Annotated in this window: 12 protein-coding genes; 5 read left to right on the top strand and 7 right to left on the bottom strand. The window is 72.9% G+C overall.

Annotation, left to right across the window (positions count from 1 at the left end; genetic code table 11):
* Nucleotides 1-349: 349 nt before the first annotated feature.
* On the bottom strand, nucleotides 350-1,834 hold the full coding sequence (locus tag OHB00_RS44915; protein WP_406443888.1) for a glycoside hydrolase family 76 protein: 1,485 nt from the start codon (nucleotides 1,832-1,834) through the stop codon (nucleotides 350-352).
* Between the two features lie 148 nt (nucleotides 1,835-1,982).
* A complete protein-coding gene (locus tag OHB00_RS44920) occupies nucleotides 1,983-3,494 on the bottom strand; it encodes a glycoside hydrolase family 3 protein (protein WP_406443890.1) in 1,512 nt (503 codons plus the stop codon).
* Between the two features lie 280 nt (nucleotides 3,495-3,774).
* Between OHB00_RS44920 and OHB00_RS44925 the strand changes: the two genes are divergently transcribed.
* Genes OHB00_RS44925 through OHB00_RS44945 form a run of 5 tightly spaced genes read left to right on the top strand, consistent with a single transcriptional unit; the run spans nucleotide 3,775 to nucleotide 9,010 of the window.
* Nucleotides 3,775-4,839 carry a phytanoyl-CoA dioxygenase family protein gene (locus OHB00_RS44925; protein WP_406443892.1) on the top strand — a complete coding sequence of 355 codons (1,065 nt, stop codon included), beginning with the start codon at nucleotides 3,775-3,777 and terminating at the stop codon, nucleotides 4,837-4,839.
* Nucleotides 4,821-6,140: a DUF6271 family protein gene (locus tag OHB00_RS44930; protein WP_406443894.1), complete on the top strand. Its 1,320-nt coding sequence runs from the start codon at nucleotides 4,821-4,823 to the stop codon at nucleotides 6,138-6,140. Before OHB00_RS44925 ends, OHB00_RS44930 begins: the two co-directional genes overlap by 19 nt.
* The gene (locus OHB00_RS44935) at nucleotides 6,137-7,327 is read left to right on the top strand and encodes a type III PLP-dependent enzyme (protein WP_406443896.1); all 1,191 of its coding nucleotides are present in this window, start codon (nucleotides 6,137-6,139) and stop codon (nucleotides 7,325-7,327) included. Before OHB00_RS44930 ends, OHB00_RS44935 begins: the two co-directional genes overlap by 4 nt.
* A gap of 59 nt (nucleotides 7,328-7,386) precedes the next feature.
* On the top strand, nucleotides 7,387-7,869 hold the full coding sequence (locus tag OHB00_RS44940; RefSeq protein ID WP_406446279.1) for a GNAT family N-acetyltransferase: 483 nt from the start codon (nucleotides 7,387-7,389) through the stop codon (nucleotides 7,867-7,869).
* Nucleotides 7,853-9,010, top strand: a complete 1,158-nt coding sequence (locus OHB00_RS44945) for an MFS transporter (protein ID WP_406443898.1) — start codon at nucleotides 7,853-7,855, stop codon at nucleotides 9,008-9,010. Before OHB00_RS44940 ends, OHB00_RS44945 begins: the two co-directional genes overlap by 17 nt.
* 94 nt (nucleotides 9,011-9,104) lie before the next feature.
* Here the strand turns inward: OHB00_RS44945 and OHB00_RS44950 are convergent, their stop codons facing one another.
* The 5 genes from OHB00_RS44950 to OHB00_RS44970 all read right to left on the bottom strand — a co-directional run bounded on the left by OHB00_RS44950 (nucleotide 9,105) and on the right by OHB00_RS44970 (nucleotide 17,541).
* Nucleotides 9,105-9,845, bottom strand: coding sequence for a class I SAM-dependent DNA methyltransferase (locus OHB00_RS44950; protein ID WP_406443899.1), 741 nt, complete (start codon nucleotides 9,843-9,845; stop codon nucleotides 9,105-9,107).
* 42 nt (nucleotides 9,846-9,887) lie between these two features.
* Nucleotides 9,888-10,715, bottom strand: a complete 828-nt coding sequence (locus tag OHB00_RS44955) for a LuxR C-terminal-related transcriptional regulator (protein WP_406443901.1) — start codon at nucleotides 10,713-10,715, stop codon at nucleotides 9,888-9,890.
* 163 nt (nucleotides 10,716-10,878) lie between these two features.
* Complete coding sequence (locus OHB00_RS44960) at nucleotides 10,879-12,825, bottom strand: hypothetical protein (protein WP_406443902.1); 1,947 nt, start codon at nucleotides 12,823-12,825, stop codon at nucleotides 10,879-10,881.
* Nucleotides 12,822-16,373 (bottom strand): DUF5682 family protein, encoded by a 3,552-nt coding sequence (locus OHB00_RS44965; protein ID WP_406443904.1) that lies wholly within the window; start codon nucleotides 16,371-16,373, stop codon nucleotides 12,822-12,824. Before OHB00_RS44965 ends, OHB00_RS44960 begins: the two co-directional genes overlap by 4 nt.
* A 4-nt stretch (nucleotides 16,374-16,377) precedes the next feature.
* Nucleotides 16,378-17,541 (bottom strand): AAA family ATPase, encoded by a 1,164-nt coding sequence (locus OHB00_RS44970; protein ID WP_406443906.1) that lies wholly within the window; start codon nucleotides 17,539-17,541, stop codon nucleotides 16,378-16,380.
* Nucleotides 17,542-17,556: the final 15 nt, after the last annotated feature.

Genomic DNA, 17,556 nt, shown 5'->3' on the forward strand with positions numbered 1-17,556 from the left:
GTCTACTTATCCATGTTGAGACTTGTCGGCGTGGGTGTCCAGAGGGCGTCCTTCCTTGTGCTGTTCTGTTTCCACGCCTGTTGGACGACTTGGCTTGACTCCGTCGGGGTCCCGGGGCGGCCGGTGCCGGTCTCTGAGGGGCCGTCAAGGCCGCGACCGGGTGGTGTCTCCTCGGTCGCGGTGCGTCGGCCGAGGCGATCGACGCGCACGGCGCCGGCTGAAGGTGTTCGCTGCGCAGGGGCTTTCGGCCGTCTTCGATCGCGAGGTCCGTGCGGGGGAAAGCCCATGCTTTGGGCGGTCTCATGGGAGTTGGTACACCGGATGCGATCCGGACAGCGTCGTCGGACGGTCAGGACGCCGCGTCCAGCAGATCGACGGCACTCTGCTGGCGGGCGGCGTCCGTCTGGTCGAGCGGTCCGTACCAGTGCAGCCCGTACTGGTCGAGGTCGTTGCGGTCGCTCGCGTAGGCGCGGTCCGCCTGGCGTTTGAGGTAGGCGGTGTAAGGGTGGTCCGGCAGCACCGAGTTGAGCGTGCCGAGGCCGCGCACGGCCGCGCCCTTGAAGGACGGCCCGTCGCCTCCGCAGTCACCGCTCTCGCACGGATCGCGCAGGATGCCGTCGGAGGTGTGGAGCTGGGAGGTCGTGGTCGCGGCGTCGGCGATCTGCCGTGCGCTGGTGAGCAGTTGGCCGTCACCAGTGGCCCGGTACAGCTCGGCGAGGGCGCCGAGGAGGACGCCCTGGTTGTACGACCAGACGGCCTGCCCGTTGTTGCCGCAGGTGGACAGGTCGATGCCGTCGTTGACCAGGTGCGAGCCGTTGATCATGCCGGTGGCCTGGAACCAGGACCAGCCGGCCCGGGCCCGGCCGAGGTACGTCGTGTCGCCCTGGACACGGTTGTGGAGAGCCGCGTTGAGCTGGATGTAGAGGGAGTTGGCGATCGCGTTCTTGTACGTCTTCGCCGTGCTCCACCACACTCCGCCGCCACAGGTGCCGTCCCAGTAGGCGGCCATGTGGTCGGCGTCCGCGCGGGCCGTGTCCAGGTAGCGGCTGTCTCCGGTCAGGTCGTAGGCGGCCACCCAGGCGAGCCCCCACCAGCCGGTGTCGTCGATGTAGTCGTTGCGGAACTGACCGCCCTGCGCGTTGATGTTGAGGTCGTAGGTGCGGGCGATCGCGTACTGGTAACTGCCCATGCCCGTCACGCGGATGTTGTCGATGACCGCGGTCAGGGCGTTCGCGGAGTTCCACCAGCCGGTGGTGTCGAACAGGCCGGTTCCGTAGTCGTAGAAGGCCATCAGGCCGGTGGCCGCGGCGGTGCGCGGCTCGCCCGCGTTCCAGGTGGTGCGGGCCCAGGGGGTGCACGCGATCTCGGCGCGGTCACCGGCCTTTCCGCAGGCGCGCAGGGCGCCGACGCCGAGGTTGTTCCAGTCGTCCACGTTGTACATGAGCGTGCGCCAGCCGCGCTGACCGGTGGGCACGCCGGTGTCACCCAGCCTGCTGCCCGAGCTCCAGGTGCGGCCGCCGTCGAAGGAGCGGTCGAGCCACACCTCGTCGCCCGGACTGCCGTTGTCGATGGAGGCCCAGCCCATGGCGTCGGCGTCGTCGAAGTGCAGGACGACCGACCGGGAGTAGATGCTCGCCGTGACCGGTGTGCGGTCACCCGGGGAGAGCGCGGGGTCACGGGTGTCGCAGTACTTGTTGCAGATGACGGCCGCCGCGGTGGTGCCGGCGGCCGCTGCCGGGGGCGAGACGGTCAGGAGGGCGGTGAACAGGGCCGTAGCGAGCGCCGCCGCCAGACGGCGCAGGGAGCGGCTTCTCGGTCTGCGCGCGGAGGGCATGGGAACTCCCTGCTTCGAGGTGCCGATGTGAGAGCGCTCTCGGAACGTAGCGCTCTCGGAACGTAGGGAAGGTGAGCGGAAGCGTCAACGTTGCGCGCGGGTACGGACGTTGCACTCAGGTCCGTACCAAGCTGCACTCAGGTCTGCGCTAAAGGGCACCCGCGAGCACCTCCGCGGCGGCCACCCCGGAGGCGGCCGTGGCGCCGTGCGTGAAGATCTGGGCGGCCGAGGGGACGACAGTGCCCGGCAGGCCCATCTCCACGACGATCGCGTCCGGGCGGGCGGCGACGAGTTCCGTGAGGGCCTGTGCCATCCACGCGTGCCGGGCGGCATCGCGCACCACCACGACCAGGGGCCGTCCCGAGGCGGGCGCGAGCGCCCGCGTCTCCAGCGTGCCGGCCGGGGACAGCAGTTCCTCGCGGCTCACCCGGACGGAGGTGGTCCCGGGCAGCCGCTCGCCCAGTGGGGCGGCCACGCCCCAGGGGGTCTCCTTGCCGATGGCCAGGTTGGTGGTGGGCACCAGTTCCACCACGTGCGGCGCGTTGACCAGGGGCAGTGCGTGCCGTACGGCTCCCGTCAGCCGGATGGCGCGGCGGGCCGCCGTGAAGCCGATGCCGTCGGCGTCCCAGACGGCTGAGCCGGCCGGCGTGAGACCCGCCGACCACACCGCGAACTCCCTGACGCGAAGGCTTGCTTCGGCGAGCCGCTCCTCCGGCAGGCCGCCTGCCAGGACGGCGTCCGCGAGGGCGTTCACGAGCAGGGCGGTGGTGGCCTCCTCTGCGTTCTCGCCGCCGACGCAGACGGCGTCGGCACCGGCGGCGACGGCCCTGACCGTGGCTCCGCCGATCCCGTAGCGGCCGGTCACGGCACCCATCTCGATGGCGTCGGTGACGATGACGCCGTCGAACCCCAGCTCCTGACGGAGCAGTTCGTCCAGGATGCGCGGGCTCAGCGTGGCGGGCAGGTCGGGGTCGTAGGCGGGGACCAGCAGGTGGCCGCTCATCACCGCGCGGACACCGGCGTCGAGGGCGGCACGGAACGGTGGCAGGGCCTGCTCGGCGATCAGGGCGCGGTCGGCGTCGTAGACGGGCAGCCCGTGGTGGGAGTCCACGGTCACGTCGCCGTGGCCGGGGAAGTGCTTGGCGCAGGCGGCGACACCGGCCGACTGCAGTCCGCGGATCCACGCGTGGGTGTGCCGTGCCACCACCTTGGCGTCGACGCCGAAGGACCGGACGCCGATGATCGGGTTGTCGGGGTTGGAGTTCACGTCCGCGCTCGGTGCGTAGTCGAGGCTCACACCGGCCGCGCGCAGCTGGCGGCCCAGGTCGGCGGCGACGGACTCGGTGAGCTCGGTGTCGTCGACGGTTCCGAGTGCGAAGTTGCCCGGCCGGGTGGAGCCGGTCGCCGACTCGATCCGGGTGACGTCCCCGGCCTCCTCGTCGATCGCGATGATCAACTCCGGGTTCTCCGCGCGCAGTCGACCGGTGAGGCGGGCGACCTGTCCGGGCGTGACGATGTTGCGGGAGAAGAGCACGACCGATGCCAGCCCGTCCCCGATCTCGCGAAGCACCCAGTCGGGGGCCTCGGTGCCCACGAATCCCGGCTGCAGGACGGAGCGCGCCAGTCGTCGCAACTCCTCGCTGTGCTTGGTGGAGACCATAGCGTGCGCCCTCCTGTTGGTACAGACCAATGCGTCCCCGTCAGGCTAACCGCTCGTGTCAAGTGGGCCTGGATGGCGCCCCGTTGGTGAAACGCGCCCTCAACTGGGGTGTTTGACAGGATGAGTTGGTCTAGTCCAAGTTGGAGGTACGCGAGTTCGAAGAGGGGCTGGTGCGGCCCGTGGTGCAGTGACCCTGCCGAAACGGTCCCCGGCCCTCACTCCGCGCAGTTGGCGACCCGGTCGGGCCGCCGGTACCTGAGATCGAGGTGTGGAGCACCGTATGCCCACGACTGACCGTTATCTCCATCGAGCCCCCTCGGACATCCCCTACTTCAGCTCCGACGGCGAGACCTACCTCGCCCAGACACCCCTGCGGGACCTGACCAAGACCCGCCCGCTGCGAGTCCTCTCCGAGGAGGACCTCGCCTTCTGGCAGACGTACGGCTACGTGGTGGTGAAGCAGGCCATCCCTGCCGCCGCGGCCGGCCGACTGCTGGACTTCGCCTGGGAGTTCCAGGGACTGGACCCCGAGCGACCGGAGACCTGGTACGAGGAGCGCGAGTACCGCTCCGACCTGGACCGGGATCTGCACATCTACGGCTTCGTCGAGGCCTACCACCACCAGCTCATCTGGGACAGCCGCCAGACCCGCCGGGTCTACGACGCGTTCGTCGACGTCTGGGACTGCGAAGAGCTGTGGGTGACGCTCGACCGGCTCAACCTGAACCCGCCCAACATCAAGAACCGTGACCGGGCCCTGATCCCGGGCACGGCGGAGGGCTTCGACATCGAGCTGCACTGGGACGTCGACACCACGCTCGGCGTACCGCCGCAGCGGGTCCAGGGGATCATCGCCCTGACCGACACCAGGCCGGAGCTGGGCGGCTTCCAGTGCTGCCCCGAGCTGTTCAAGCGTTTCGACCAGTGGAAGGCGTTCCAGCCCGAGGACCGCGACCCGATCCGGCCCAGCATCGACCGTGCCGAGTTCCCCGTGGTGCGACCGGAGCTGGAGGCCGGCGACCTGCTGATCTTCAACGGGCTGCTGGCGCACGGCGTGGCGCCGAACACCTCCGAGCAGACGGTGCGCGCGGTCCAGTACCTGTCGATGATGCCGGCGCTGGAGTCCCACCATGCGCTGCGACGCTCCCGGGTCGAGTCATGGCGGACCCTCGCCACGCCCGACTGGAACGCGACGCTGCTGGGCGACGCCACCCGGCACGAGTCCCTGAGGTACGGGAGGGCCACCCTCGACGAACTCGGCGCCAGGCTGCTGGGCCTCACCTCCTGGACCGGGGCGGACCTGGAACAGCCGGCCGGAGAAGAGACATGCGCCGAATCTGCCTGACCCTGCCGACCAACAGGCCCTGCGCGGCGACGATCACGGCCGTGGCCGAGGAAGCGGCCTATGCCGTCCGGCACTTCGACGCCGAGGTGCACCTGCTGATCCTGGACTCCTGCGCCGCACCGGCCTACGCCGAACACGCCGAGACCGTGCGCCGGATACCGGACGACCCGCGGATCGTCGTCCACCACCTCGACGAGCCGCGGCAGCGGGACTTCCTCCGGCGCGCGATCGACCGGTCCGCGGCCGTGAAGCCCGACCTCCTGCTGGAGCTGATGCTCCCGGCCGGGCTCTCCTACGGCGCCTGCACCAACCGCGCCTTCCTCCTCGCCGCCGCGCTCGGCTGCGAGTCCGTGCACCGCAGGGACTCCGACAGCCGCTACCAGGTCGTCGGCGGCGAGCCCGTCTTCCCCGTCCACCACGAACTGCTGTCACTCGGCAGGCCCGCGGCCGACGCCGCCCGCCATGTCACCGAGACCGCACTCACGGCCGACCGCATGAACCGGCGGGTGGCCATGGTCGGCAGCTCCTTCGTCGGCGAACTCTCCGTGGACATCGGCGAGATACACCGGGTCGACCCCGGCGTGTACCACGACATGGTCGGTCTGTGGGCTCCCATGGACTGGTCGTCCGAGCAGAAGCGGCACCTCGCCGACGAGTCCTTCCGCGGCGCCGGCACCGACGCCTTCACCGCGGACCACTCCACACTGACCGTGGTCGACCCCATGCGCGTGGACATGTGCAACATCGCCTTCCACGGCGTGCACGAACACGTGCCCCTGCCGCCGGCGACCGACACGATCGGCAGCGACTACTTCCTGATCCACCTCGTCCACGACGCCGCGCTGCCCGGCGTCCTGCACAACCGGAACATCGTCAACTTCTACACCGGCGAACGCCGGACCGACTCCGGGTTCACGGCCTACCAACTGCGCTTCGTCAAGTTCCTGCTGTCGATGCTCTACTTCAACTCCGTCTACGACCACATGGCCCGCGCGGGAACATCGTTGCTCGACGCGCAGGGGCAGGTGCGGGCATCCGCCGTGGCCCGGCTGGTGAGACGGAGCGCGGGGCTCGACCGGAGCGAGAACGTCCACCGGCTGGACGTCCTCGACACCGCGTACCGAAAACTCGGTGGCCGGTACGCCGAGTTCGCCGACCTTCTCGGCCGACGCCGTGAACGCCTCCTCGACGAGGCACGCGGCGACATCGAGGACTTCGCCCTGCTGACGGAGAGCTGGGAGCCGCTGGTCGACGCGGCCCGCCGCAGCCACGTACCCCGAACGCCCGGGCAGCGACCGTGACGGCGGCCACGGCCCACCTCTCCGCACCCCTGCGCGCCGCCCTGGCGGGTGCCACCGAGGACGGGATCTTCTTCGACCTGGCCGGAATCCAGCGCGGCTACGACACGCTCCTGCGTGAACTGCCGGGCGTCGACGTCCGGTTCGCCATGAAGTCCTGCCCCGTGGACGAGGTGCTCGCCTGCCTCGCGAGCAGGGGCGCGGGAGTCGACGGGGCGAGCCCCGGCGAACTGGAGCAGGCGGTGCGCGCAGGTGTGCCGGTCGGCAGAACGCACTACGGCAACACCGTCAAGTCCGACCGGGACATCGCCGACGCACACCGCCTCGGCGTCCGGGACTTCGCGACCGACAGCGTCGAGGACCTGGCGGCCGTCGCGGCCCACGCACCCGGAGCCCGCGTCTTCTGCCGGCTGGCGACGAGCGGTGCCGGGGCGCTGTGGGGACTGAGCCACAAGTTCGGCTGCTCGCCCGCGGACGCGGTACGGATCCTTGCGGCGGCCCGGGGCATGGGCCTGACGCCCTCCGGACTGTCCGTGCACGTCGGCTCCCAGCAGATGACGGCCGACGCCTGGCACAGCGCCGTCGAGTGCCTGGCGGACGTCCTGACCGCCCTGGGCCGGCGCGGCATCGCCCTGGACCACGTCAATCTCGGCGGCGGCCTGCCCGCCCTGGGATACCTCGACCGGCACGGCCTGCCCCTGGACCCTCCGCTGGACAAGATCTTCGCCGTGATCCGTGAGGGCATGCGTCACCTCAGACAGGTCCACGGCGAACACCTCGCGTTCGTCATGGAGCCGGGGCGCCACCTCGTCGCCGACCACGGGGCCGTCCGCGCCCAGGTGGCCCGCCTGGCCGAGCGACGCCGACCCGACGGCGACCGGCAGCACTGGCTCTACCTGAGCTGCGGCAGGTTCAACGGCCTCTACGAGATGGACGCCCTTCAGTACCCCCTCGTCTTCCCCACCCACCCCGATGCCGACTACGTTCCCGCCGTCGTAGCGGGTCCCACCTGCGACAGCGACGACGCCTACCCCCAGGGGCACGCCCTCGTCCACGTCCCCCGGGACCTGGCGTCAGGCGACCCCGTCTGGGTGCTCTCCAGCGGCGCCTACGCGCTCAGCTACACCACCCAGGGCTTCAACGGCTTCGCCCCGCTCCCGTACACCTGCATCGACGGGGGACACCCGTGAACGGCGACGGCATACGCATACGCCACATCGCCGACGCCGACTGGGACGCCATCGCCGCGATGGAGTCCCGGGCCTATGCGGACCTCGGCCTCTCGGAGGGGCGCGCGGCCCTGCGCTCCAGGGCGGACGCCTCGCCGGAGACCTGTTTCGTCCTGGACGCCGGCCCCCAGCCGGCCGGATACGTGCTGGCACTGCCGTATCCGGCCTTCGGATACCCGGATCTCGAACGGGCGGAGGAGCCCTCGGTGCCCTCGCCCCCGTCACGCAACCTGCATCTGCACGACATCGTCGTCGCGGAGCGGCTGCGCGGCAGGGGCTTGGGCGAGCGTCTCCTCGACCACCTCACCCTGACCGCCGCCGCACGCGGATTCGAACGGATCTCACTGATCGCCGTCGGCCGCAGTGAACCGTTCTGGTCGGCACGCGGGTTCACCGCGTACCCCGGGATCTCCCCGGACGGTTACGGCGTGAACGCCCGCTACATGTCCCGTACGACGGCCGAGCCGACGAAGCGAGTTGATCTGCGTGTTCCCTGTCCGTGATCCCTTCCAGCGCAGCCGGCTGGCCATCGCCGCGCTGTTCTGCTCCCTCGGCTTCCAGTACGCCACCTGGGCCTCGCGGATCCCCGCCGTCAAAGCGGACCTCGGGCTGACCGCGGCGGAGGTGGGGGTGCTGCTGATGGCGGCCGGCATCGGCGCCGTGGCGTCGTTCCCCCTGGTGCCGGTGGCCATGAGACGGCTGGGCTCCGCCCGGCTGGCACTGCTGTCCGCCCTCTGCCTGACCCTGCTGCTCCTGGCGCTCGCGTTCGCGCCGGACTATCCGGTCGCCCTGCTGGTCATGGTGGCCGACGGGGTGAGCGTGGGATGCCTGAACGTGGCCATGAACGCACAGGGAACGGCCCTGGAGACCCGGTACGCGCGCAACACCATGGCCAGACTGCACGCGACGTTCAGCGCAGGCTCCCTGCTCGCCGCGCTGCTCGCCTCCGGCATGAACGCGGCCACCTCATCCGTCGCGGCCCACTTCTGCGTGGCCGCCGTCGTCCTCGTCCTGCTGGCCGCCCTGGCACGCCCCGGCCTTCTCGAAGACGAGGCTCCCGCGGAGGAGAAGCAGAACGGGAGCCGCACCGGATGGAGCCTTCCCTCCCGCATGACGCTCTGGATGTGCTGCGCCATGGCCTTCGGCACCGTGACCGAGGGCGCCATGAACGACTGGTCCGCCCTCTACCTGCGCGAAGTCGCCAAGGCATCCGCGGAGTTGGCGCCGATGGGGATCGCCGTGGTCTCCGGCATGATGGTGGTGGCCCGCGTCTTCGCCGACGGCTGGCGCAGCCGCTGGGGCGACGGCCGTGTCGTTCTGCTCGGCAGCGCCCTCGCCGCCGCGGGGCTGGCCTTCGCCCTGCTCAGCGGGGGAGTGGCGGCGGCGCTCTTCGGGTTCGCCTGCGTAGGACTCGGCTGTGCGGCGGTGACCCCGTGCGTCTACGTCGCCGCGGCGAAACAGGGCTCGCAGGCGCTGGCACTGGTCGCGGCCATGGGCACCACGGGCCTGCTGGCCGGGCCGCCGATCATCGGATTGGTGGCGAGTTCGAGCAGCCTGGTGTGGGGCCTCGCGGTCGTCGCGGCGGCGGCTGTGGTGGTCTCGCTGTGCAGCACACGGATCCAGTGGACGCCGGTGAACGGCTGATCATTCGCTGGTGGTCACTGATGAACCGGTGCACCGACATCACGAGAGCCCGACTCGGATCACGGCGAGATTCACGCACACCGGTCCTGACCCCTCACGCCGGTTTGCGCCATACCGAGATGTGCTTCGTGGAGTCCTGCGTGAAGGGCGAGCCGTCCCAGTCGGCCACCCGGCGCTCCAGCACGAGGCCCGCGATCCGGGCCATCAGGTCCAACTCCGCGGGCCACGCGTACCGGTGGCGGGAGGCGTCCCGGCGGTAGCGGCCGTCCTCGCCGTCACGGGTGAGGTGGTGGGAGACGAGGATCTGCTCGACCAGATCGAAGGTGTCGAAGCCGAGGTGCCCGGCCGAGACGTCGAACGGCACCGCGACCTGGCCGGGCGGCAGCAGCCGCAACGGCGGCACCCCCAGTTCGATCAGGAACCGGCCGCCGGGCCGCAGATGCCGGGCCGCGTTGCGGAAGCACTCGACCTGCTCGTCCTGGGTGAGCAGGTTCGAGATCGTGTTGTAGACGAGATAGACCAGGGCGAACTCACCGGGCACGGTGGCCGTGGCCATGTCCCCGATCACGACCGGCAGGGTCTCCTCGTCGGCCTTCCGCCGCAGGACCGCCGCCATGTGCTCGGAGAACTCGATGCCCGCCACGGGCACGCCGCGCTCCCGGAGCGGGACACCGACCCGTCCCGTGCCGATGGCGAACTCCAACGCCCGTCCGTCTCCGGCGAGTTCGGCAAGGAAGTCGACGGCCGGTCCGAGCACCGCCGCCGAGGACATCTCGTTCGCCTCGCCGTCGTAGCGGTCGGCTTCGGCCTGGCTCCACAGTTCACTGGTCGTCACGATCCGCCACTGTTCCCGGGGGTGAAGACGCTGTCCACGGGATTACCGGTCGCCGGCCACCTGCCCTCCGCCGCCCGGCGCCTGACCCGGCGTCGGCACCAGTCCCAGCCGCTGGGCGCGCAGCACCGTGCTGAGACGGTCGCGGGTGCCGAGTTTGCGGTAGATGTTCTCGACGTGCTTGTGCACCGTGCGCGCCGAGATGCCCAGCCGGCGGCCGATCGCGTCGGCGGTCAGGGCGTCGGTGAGCAGGAGGAGGACGGTGAGTTCCCGAGGCGTCAGCGCACAGTCCGCCGCGCTCTCCTGGGACTCGCCGGCCCGCGCGGACAGCCGGCGCCACTGCTCCAGGAGCCGGCGCTGCTGCTCGACGGCGGCCAGCAGCGGTTGCGCGCGCTCGGCGATCCGCACCTGGTCGTCGGTGAAGTCCGCGCCGGAGCGGTAGACCAGACAGCCCGTCACCGGCGCGACCGTACCGGGCAGCGGAAGCGCGAGTACCTGGTCCAGGTCGAGTCCGGCACCGAGCACCCGCGCGGTCTCGCTCACCGGCCAGGCGCGGCCCGCGAGCCGACGGGCCGTGACCGGTGTACGTCCGGGGCCGGCCGCGTAGTGGTGGGCGAACGGGTAGCCCGAGCGCAACACCCCCAGCGCCTCGTCGCCGAGCCGGCCCAACGCGTCCGCCGCGGCGGACGACAGGCCGAGCGTGCCCTTGCTCTCGCTCCAGTCGTCCAGCTTGTAGATCAGCGTCTCCCCGCCGCACAGACCGGTCACCGCGTCCGCGAGCAGCGGCCAGAGCCGTTCGGGCTCGCGTTCGCCGAGCGCGGCAACGGCCAGTCCGGTGAGGCGTTCGTAGGCCCTGTCCAGCTCGTGTACCACGTGTTCCTCTCCGCTCGTGCCCCTACGCAGTTGTACGCATACCCATGCGGCGGCCGGGTGCCGCATGCTTCAACCGGAACCGGCACCGGACTGGACGCCTCCGGTCACGCGGGCCGCCGGCACGGGGGAGCGGCGGCCCGCCTCCGGTCGTCGTCGTGCCCGGTCACCCGTTCCAGGCGGCGGCGCACAGCATGCGGTCCACCTCGTCCGTGTAGCGCGCCGCGGTCAGCCAGGCCCGGGCGAAGCGGCGGGTGTCCGCCGGCCGCAGACGGCCGAAGGCGTCACGCGAACGCTCCGCCGCCGCGGCGAGCAACTCGTCGAGGATATCGCCGGCCGTGCCCAGACCGTGCCGGTGCAGACGGCGGGCGTCGGCCACGGAGTCACCCGGGAAGGCCAGCACCCGCCGCCCGCCCGAAGCCGCCTGCTCGACCCGGCGGCGCAGCAGGTGCAGGGGCGCCTCGTCGGGCGTGAGCACCGCGTCGACCGGTCCGGGCGCAGGCGCCGAGGCCGGCAGATCCGCGTGCTGGAGCCGGTCCGAGCCCAGGTCGACACGGCTTCCGGCGGTCGTGGGATGCTCGGTCGCGAGGAGCAGGGCACGGGCGTCCGAGGCCGCGGTGAGACGTGCGATCACCCGCAGCCGGCTGCCCCCGGCGGCGGCCAGCAGCCGCAGGTTGTCGCGGTACGGGAGCGCCGGATGGTCGTGCGCCGCCGTCAGCCGCAACGGTACACCGCCGCAGTCGGCCAGCAGACAGTCACCCGCCGCCTCGCGCACCGCGCCGACCAGCGTCACCTCCAGGAAGAGGAGACCGTGCCCGCCGCTCAGAGCGCGCCCGACCTGCTCGGCAACGGGCAGCGACCACAACCGGTCCAGCGGCTCGGCGCGCCAGTCCGCGCCCGACGCGCGCACCGCCCGTACCCCCGCGCCCGCCCCCAGCCGGCCGGTCGGTGACACGGTCGCACCCGACACGGCGAGGCCCGCCCGCGCCAACTCGCGGTGCGTCAGCGCCGTGTCCCCGACGCGTACGGCACGGTCGGCGGCGCCCACCGCCCGGCCCGCGCCGCCCGGCGCCACGTCCGAGACCGTGTACAGGCGGCCCTCGGCGTCCGCGGTCCAGGTGACCGCCCCCGCATAGCCGCTCGCGGTGAGCACCGGCTCCGAGAACAGGCCGTACAGCCGGAGCGAACCGTCCGGTGTGTACGGCTGCCGTGCGGTGCCGCGCAGCTCCGCCAGTTCGGCACCGGTGGCGAACGGGACACGGTGGGCCACGAACAGGGTCTCCGACAGGGCGCCGACGAGTTCGGCGAGCCGGAACGCCGGGTCGGCCGCACGGGCCGCGCGCAACGCGGTGACCACGGAGACCGCCGCCGTGGCCGCCCGGGGCAGACCCGCGAGTCGCGCGGAGTGCGCGGCACGCAGCAACTCCGCCTGCAACACGGCTCCGGAACCGTCCGTACCGGCGTCGAGCACAGCGGCCACGGCACCGAAAGCGGCGTGGGCGGCGCTGATCTGTGAGGGTGCCGCGGACGCGGTCTGTTCGGGGACGGGTACCTCACGACCGACCGAGACGGGCGACGGCTGGTCGGAGGACTCGGTGACCTCGGTGGGCTCGGCGCTGTCGATGGGCCCGGTGGGCTTGACGGTCTCCATGGGCTCGGCGGTCTCCGCGACCGGGGTGGGCTCGGCCGGCTCCGCGTCCCCCGCGTTCTCCGCTGCTCCCGCGTTCCCCGCCGTCCTTGCGTCCCCCGCTGTCCCCGCGCCTCCGGTGGTCCCAGCGGTCCCTGCGCCTTCCGCGCTCTGCGCGTTCCCTGTCATGTCGGCCACCGGTGCCGCCGAAGCCGCCGCCGCGCGGTGCAGGCAGTCCGGGGCCAGCAGGCAGCCACAGCGAATGGCCGCCGCGTCGGCCACGACGCCCCCGTCGGCGTCGAGTTCGAGCATGGACCCCTCGTCGTCGACGGTGATGCGCACGGTGGCGCCGTCCCGGACGACCGGTCGGTCCGCCAGCTTGGCGATGCCCGCGTCCAGCCGCTTGCGCAACCGGGGTGAGAGGGCCGCGACCAGTTCGGCGGTCACGGCCGGGGCGACAGCGGGCAGTTCCCGTTCCGTGGTCATGCGATCTTCTCCCCTACCCAGCGGGCGAGTTCGAGCGGGCTGAGGGCGGCGACCGGCATCCCGGCGGCGACCAGCTGCCCCGCGACGCCGGTGGAGTAGCGGGGGCGCCCCGAGTCGTCGAGACTCGCGCAGCCCAGGACCTGACAGCCCGCCCCTACCAGCGCCCTGACCTCGGCGAGCAGTCCGCCGACCGGATGGCCTTCCTCGAAGTCGCTGACCACGACCACGAGTGAGCGGGACGGCACGGTCACCAGTTCGCGCGCGTGCCGCAGCCCTGCCGCGATATGGGTGCCACCGCCGACGCTCACCTCCAGCAGCAGCGACAGCGGGTCGTCGACGCGCCCGGTGAGGTCGATCACCTCGGTGGAGAACGCCAGGAAGTGCGTGGACAGGGTCGGTACCCCGGCCAGCACCGATGCGGTGAGCGCCGCCCAGATCGTGGACGCCTCCATGGACCCGGACACGTCCGTGACCAGGATCAGCCGCCAGTCGGCGGCGCGCCGGGCCCGGGTCCGGAAGACCGGGCGCTCCGGGATCACCTGGACGGTGCCGTCGGCTGTCCGGCGGGCGGTGGCCAGGTTGGCCCGCAGCGTACGCGGCAGGTCCAGACCACCGCCCGGGCGGCGGCTGGGCCGTGGCAGGGCGGTGCCGTGCAGCGCGGGGCGCAGCCGGGTCGCCAGCTCCCGGGTCAGCGCGTCCACCAGGCGCCGTACCAACGGGCGCAGCGCGGCCAGCCGGGCCTCGGGCAGCCCGCCCGCGTGCCGCAGCACCGACCGCAGCAGGTCCACGGATGGGCGCACACTGTCCGGATCCAGCTCGGCCAGCACGTCCTGGCGGCCCGTCGCCGCGGCCGCCGCCAGCACCTCCTCCCGGATTCCCGGTCCGAACAGCGCCGCCAGTTCCTGCGACCACTCCCGCACCCCGGGATACGACGCCTCGCGCCCACCGCCCCGGCCGCCGCCGAGAGCACCCCGGCTGCCCTCGCCGCGGCCGCGCCCGTACAGCTCGTCCAGCGCGGTGGCCAAGGCGCGTGCCGACTCGGGGAGTCGATCGGCGCGGCGACCGAGCAGCAGACGCCAACGGTCGGCATCGGCCAGCCGGTGGTCGGCGTCGGCCGGCTGGTGGTCGGCGTCGGCCGGCTGGTGGTCGGCGTCGGCCGGCCGGTGGTCTGGCACGGCCGCGGCGGCGCCGACCGGCTCGGGCTCCGGATGAGCCCGCGGCGGCGGCAGCAGGCCCAGCGCGCGCAGGGTTTCTCGGGCGGTGAGGTCCGCGCGGGTCCAGGTGGCCAGCGCGGCCGGGTCGATCGCCCCGGTGTCGGCCACGCGGTCCACGCCGAGACGTTCCTCGACGCCGGTCAGCAGACGCTCGCGGTCGGCCGGGCTCAGCGTGTCGAAACCACCGCGCAGGGCCGGCAGCCGGTCCAGGAAGCCCTGGTCGGACAGTCCCGACACCCGGTCGACCAGGGGCTGCAACGCCGGTGCGGCCGTTTCCAGCAGCCGTCCGGCGGCTGTCAGCAGGCCCGTCAGCCGGGCCGTGAGCGCCGACCGGGTCTCGGCATCGACCGCCCCGTCCACCCAGGAGGCGACCCGGCCGCCGAAGGCCTCCGGGTCCTCCTGACCCAGCAGCACGCGGACGGCTCCGGCGGCGCCCCGCATCAACGGGGAGCCGTCGGCGGCCAGCCGGGTCAGGGCGTCGGCGAGCCGGATCCCGCCCGACAGGTCGGCGCGGTGCGCGAGTTCGAGCAGGGCATGGGCGTCGGCCGGGTCCTCGGAACCGGTCAGGCCGTCCACCTGGCGCACCGCGGCCGTGGTCAGCAGTTCGGCCACGGCGACGGACCTGGCCGTACGGTCCTCGTCCGCGTCGAGACCGGCGATGTGGCCGGTCCGCAATCTGTCCAGCAGGGCCAGCCCGGCGAGGAGTTCAGGAAGGGTGCCGGCGTCCGGGAGCACCTCGGCGGTGTCGCCGAGCCGCTCCGCCACCAGGCCGTCCAGGCCGCAGTGAGCCGCCCGCTCCAGACCGTCGAGCACCTGCGCCGCCGTCGGGCCACCGGCGTCCCGCTCCTTGCGGCTCCGCTCGCGCAGCAGGCCCTCGGCCGCCTGCGCGAGGGTGACCCCACGGGTCCCGGCCGCCGTCAGCATCGCGGCGGTGGCAGGAGTCCAGCGCACCTCCCAGCGCGAGGTGACGGCGTCGGCACCGCCCGTGCCGGTCACCGGCCTGGGCTCGGCGTACGGCACGGAGCACAACGTCAGGCGGCGCAGCAGCAGTTCGCGGCGCCGGTCGAGATCCGAGCGGAGAGGATCGAGCCGCAGGTCCCGGGCGGCGCCGGGGCCGCCGTCCGCGGGGCCGGGCAGGCCGAGTGCCGCGAGCTCGGCCTCGACGGCGGGGGCGAGACCGCTGCGGGGTGCCTTCGGCGTGGGACGGCCGACGCGGGCGCCGATCAGCACGTTCTCCATCGCCTTGGCGACGGCCCGCCCCCTGCCGTACGGCTCGCCCTGCGCCAGCACGGTCTGGACGGCCTCGACCAGTTCGCCGCGGCCGGCGGCGGGCAGGTTGCGGAGGCGGGCGAGGTCTCCGGCGAGGCGGGTGATCTCGCGGGCGTCGGCGGGTCCCGAGGGATGGCCCGACGCGCGGAGTTCGGCGCAGACGCGGACGGCCGCACGGGTCAACGCGTCGTCGAGGGCGGTCGGGTCCCCCGCCGTTTCCAGGACCATGTGCTGCCACTCCGGGTCGCGGATACCGGCGGGGTAGCCGGAGCGTTCGTCCAGGAGGGCGTAGGCGTAGGGGATGAGGGAGGTGGTCCATTCGGGTGCGGGCCGGTGGGGGCTTGTCGCGCCCCCGCGGCGACGGTCGCACATCGCATGCGGCCCCGCGCCCCCGGAGGGGCGCACAAGTGCCGGAGCGTGGAAGGCACCGACCACCGCTGCTGCTCGCTCACCGTCCTTCGTCGCCTCGGCCAGTCGAGACCGCATCCACTCCTCCCGCCGCAGATCCTCCTCCGAGACGGCCGTCTCCGCCCGCAGCGCCCACCCCGTCAGCAGTGCTGCCCGCCGCAGCGCCTCCGGCGTGGAACCGGGCGCGGCGGCCTCGACCAGCCGGTCCCAGAGGTCGTCCCCCGGCCGGCCGGTGAGCCGGGAACGCAGGGCGCCCGACAGGGGGCCCGGCCCCTGCACGGCACGCTCCCCTTCCCGCCGCCCCCGGTCCGCCAGCGGGAGATCGCAAGCCACCACCGGCACCCCGTGGCGCGCGGCCCACCGCAGCGCCGACAGCTCCGGTGAGAAGTCGGCGAACGGGTAGAACGCGGGGCCGCCGCTGCCGTCGGCCGGTGCCGCCGCGAGGGCGACGGGAGCGCGGGTCTCCTCGTGGGCCAGCCACGGCAGCCACTCCTGCAGCTCCGCGGGCAGCTCCACCAGCAGTACGTCAGGTTTCGCCGCGTCCAGAAGCGCCGGTACCGCGGCGGCGAGTGAGGGCGCGTGGTGCCGTACGCCGATCAGGTACGGCCCCGCCGGGTCGGTGAGCGCGGCGAGGGCCGCCTCGGGGGAGACGGGCACGACGTCACGCCTCCAGGACCGTGCGCAGGTCCCACAACGTGCGCCAGGTCGCCGAACCCTGTTCCGCACGCCGCCGTACCGGACCGTCCCAGTAGCCGCGCAGCCGGGCCGCGTCGGCGGGATCGTCCTTGCGTACGACGCCGAGCAGGTGGCCCGGGAGCAGGCCGAGGACGTCGCGGTCCCCGGGGAAGTAGGCTGCCGCCAGGGCCAGCGCGCCCGCCACCGACACCGCCTCCGCCGTGCTCATCACCGTGGACGGACGCTCCACCTCCCAGCCCTCCGCCGACCGTCCCTCGCGCAGATCACGGAACGCCGTGACCAGGGCCTCAAGGACGGCGTCGTCGACCTGGAAGGGCGCCCCGGCCCGTTCCACCGACGCCCGGGCCTGGCCGCGTACCAGTGCGGTCTCGGCGTCCAGGTCCGGAATGGGGCCCACGGTCTCGAAGTTGAAGCGCCGCTTGAGCGCGGCGGACATCTCCGAGACGCCCTTGTCCCGCAGGTTGGCCGTGGCGATGAGGGTGAAGCCGGGAGCCGCATGGGCCAACGCGTCGTCGGTGCCCGCCAGTTCGGGCACCGCGATACGCCGCTCGGACAGCAACGAGACCAGGGAGTCCTGCACCTCGGGAAGACAGCGGGTGACCTCCTCCACGCGTGCGACGGCACCCCGGGACATCGCGGTGAGGACCGGGGACGGCACGAGCGCCTGGCGGCTCGGGCCCTGGGCGAGCAACAGGGCGTAGTTCCAGCCGTACTTGAGCTGGTCCTCCGTGGTGCCCGCCGTGCCCTGCACGACCAGGCCGCTGGTGCCGCACACCGCGGCCGACAGCAGCTCGGACAGCATCGACTTGGCGGTGCCCGGTTCGCCGACCAGCAGCAGTCCCCGCTCACCGGCGAGGGTCACCACGCACCGCTCGACGAGGGCCCGGTCGCCGACGAACTTGCTCTCCACGACGAGCCGGCGAGGCACCCCCTCCGGTGCCTCGGCGTCGTCGGGCAGCCGCAGCGCCTGGCCGCCGCTGCCCATGACGAAGGTGACGACGGCCCGGGGTGTCAGCCGCCAGGCCGGCGGGCGCGGACCGGCGTCGTACGCGGCGAGGAAGGCCAGTTCGGTGGCGTACCGGTCCTCGGGCGGGACTGTCTGGCGGAGGGGAGCGGTGCTGGCGGTCATCGGCGGTCGTCCTTC

It is taken from the genome of Streptomyces sp. NBC_00631 (assembly GCF_045206895.1).
Classification (GTDB): domain Bacteria; phylum Actinomycetota; class Actinomycetes; order Streptomycetales; family Streptomycetaceae; genus Streptomyces.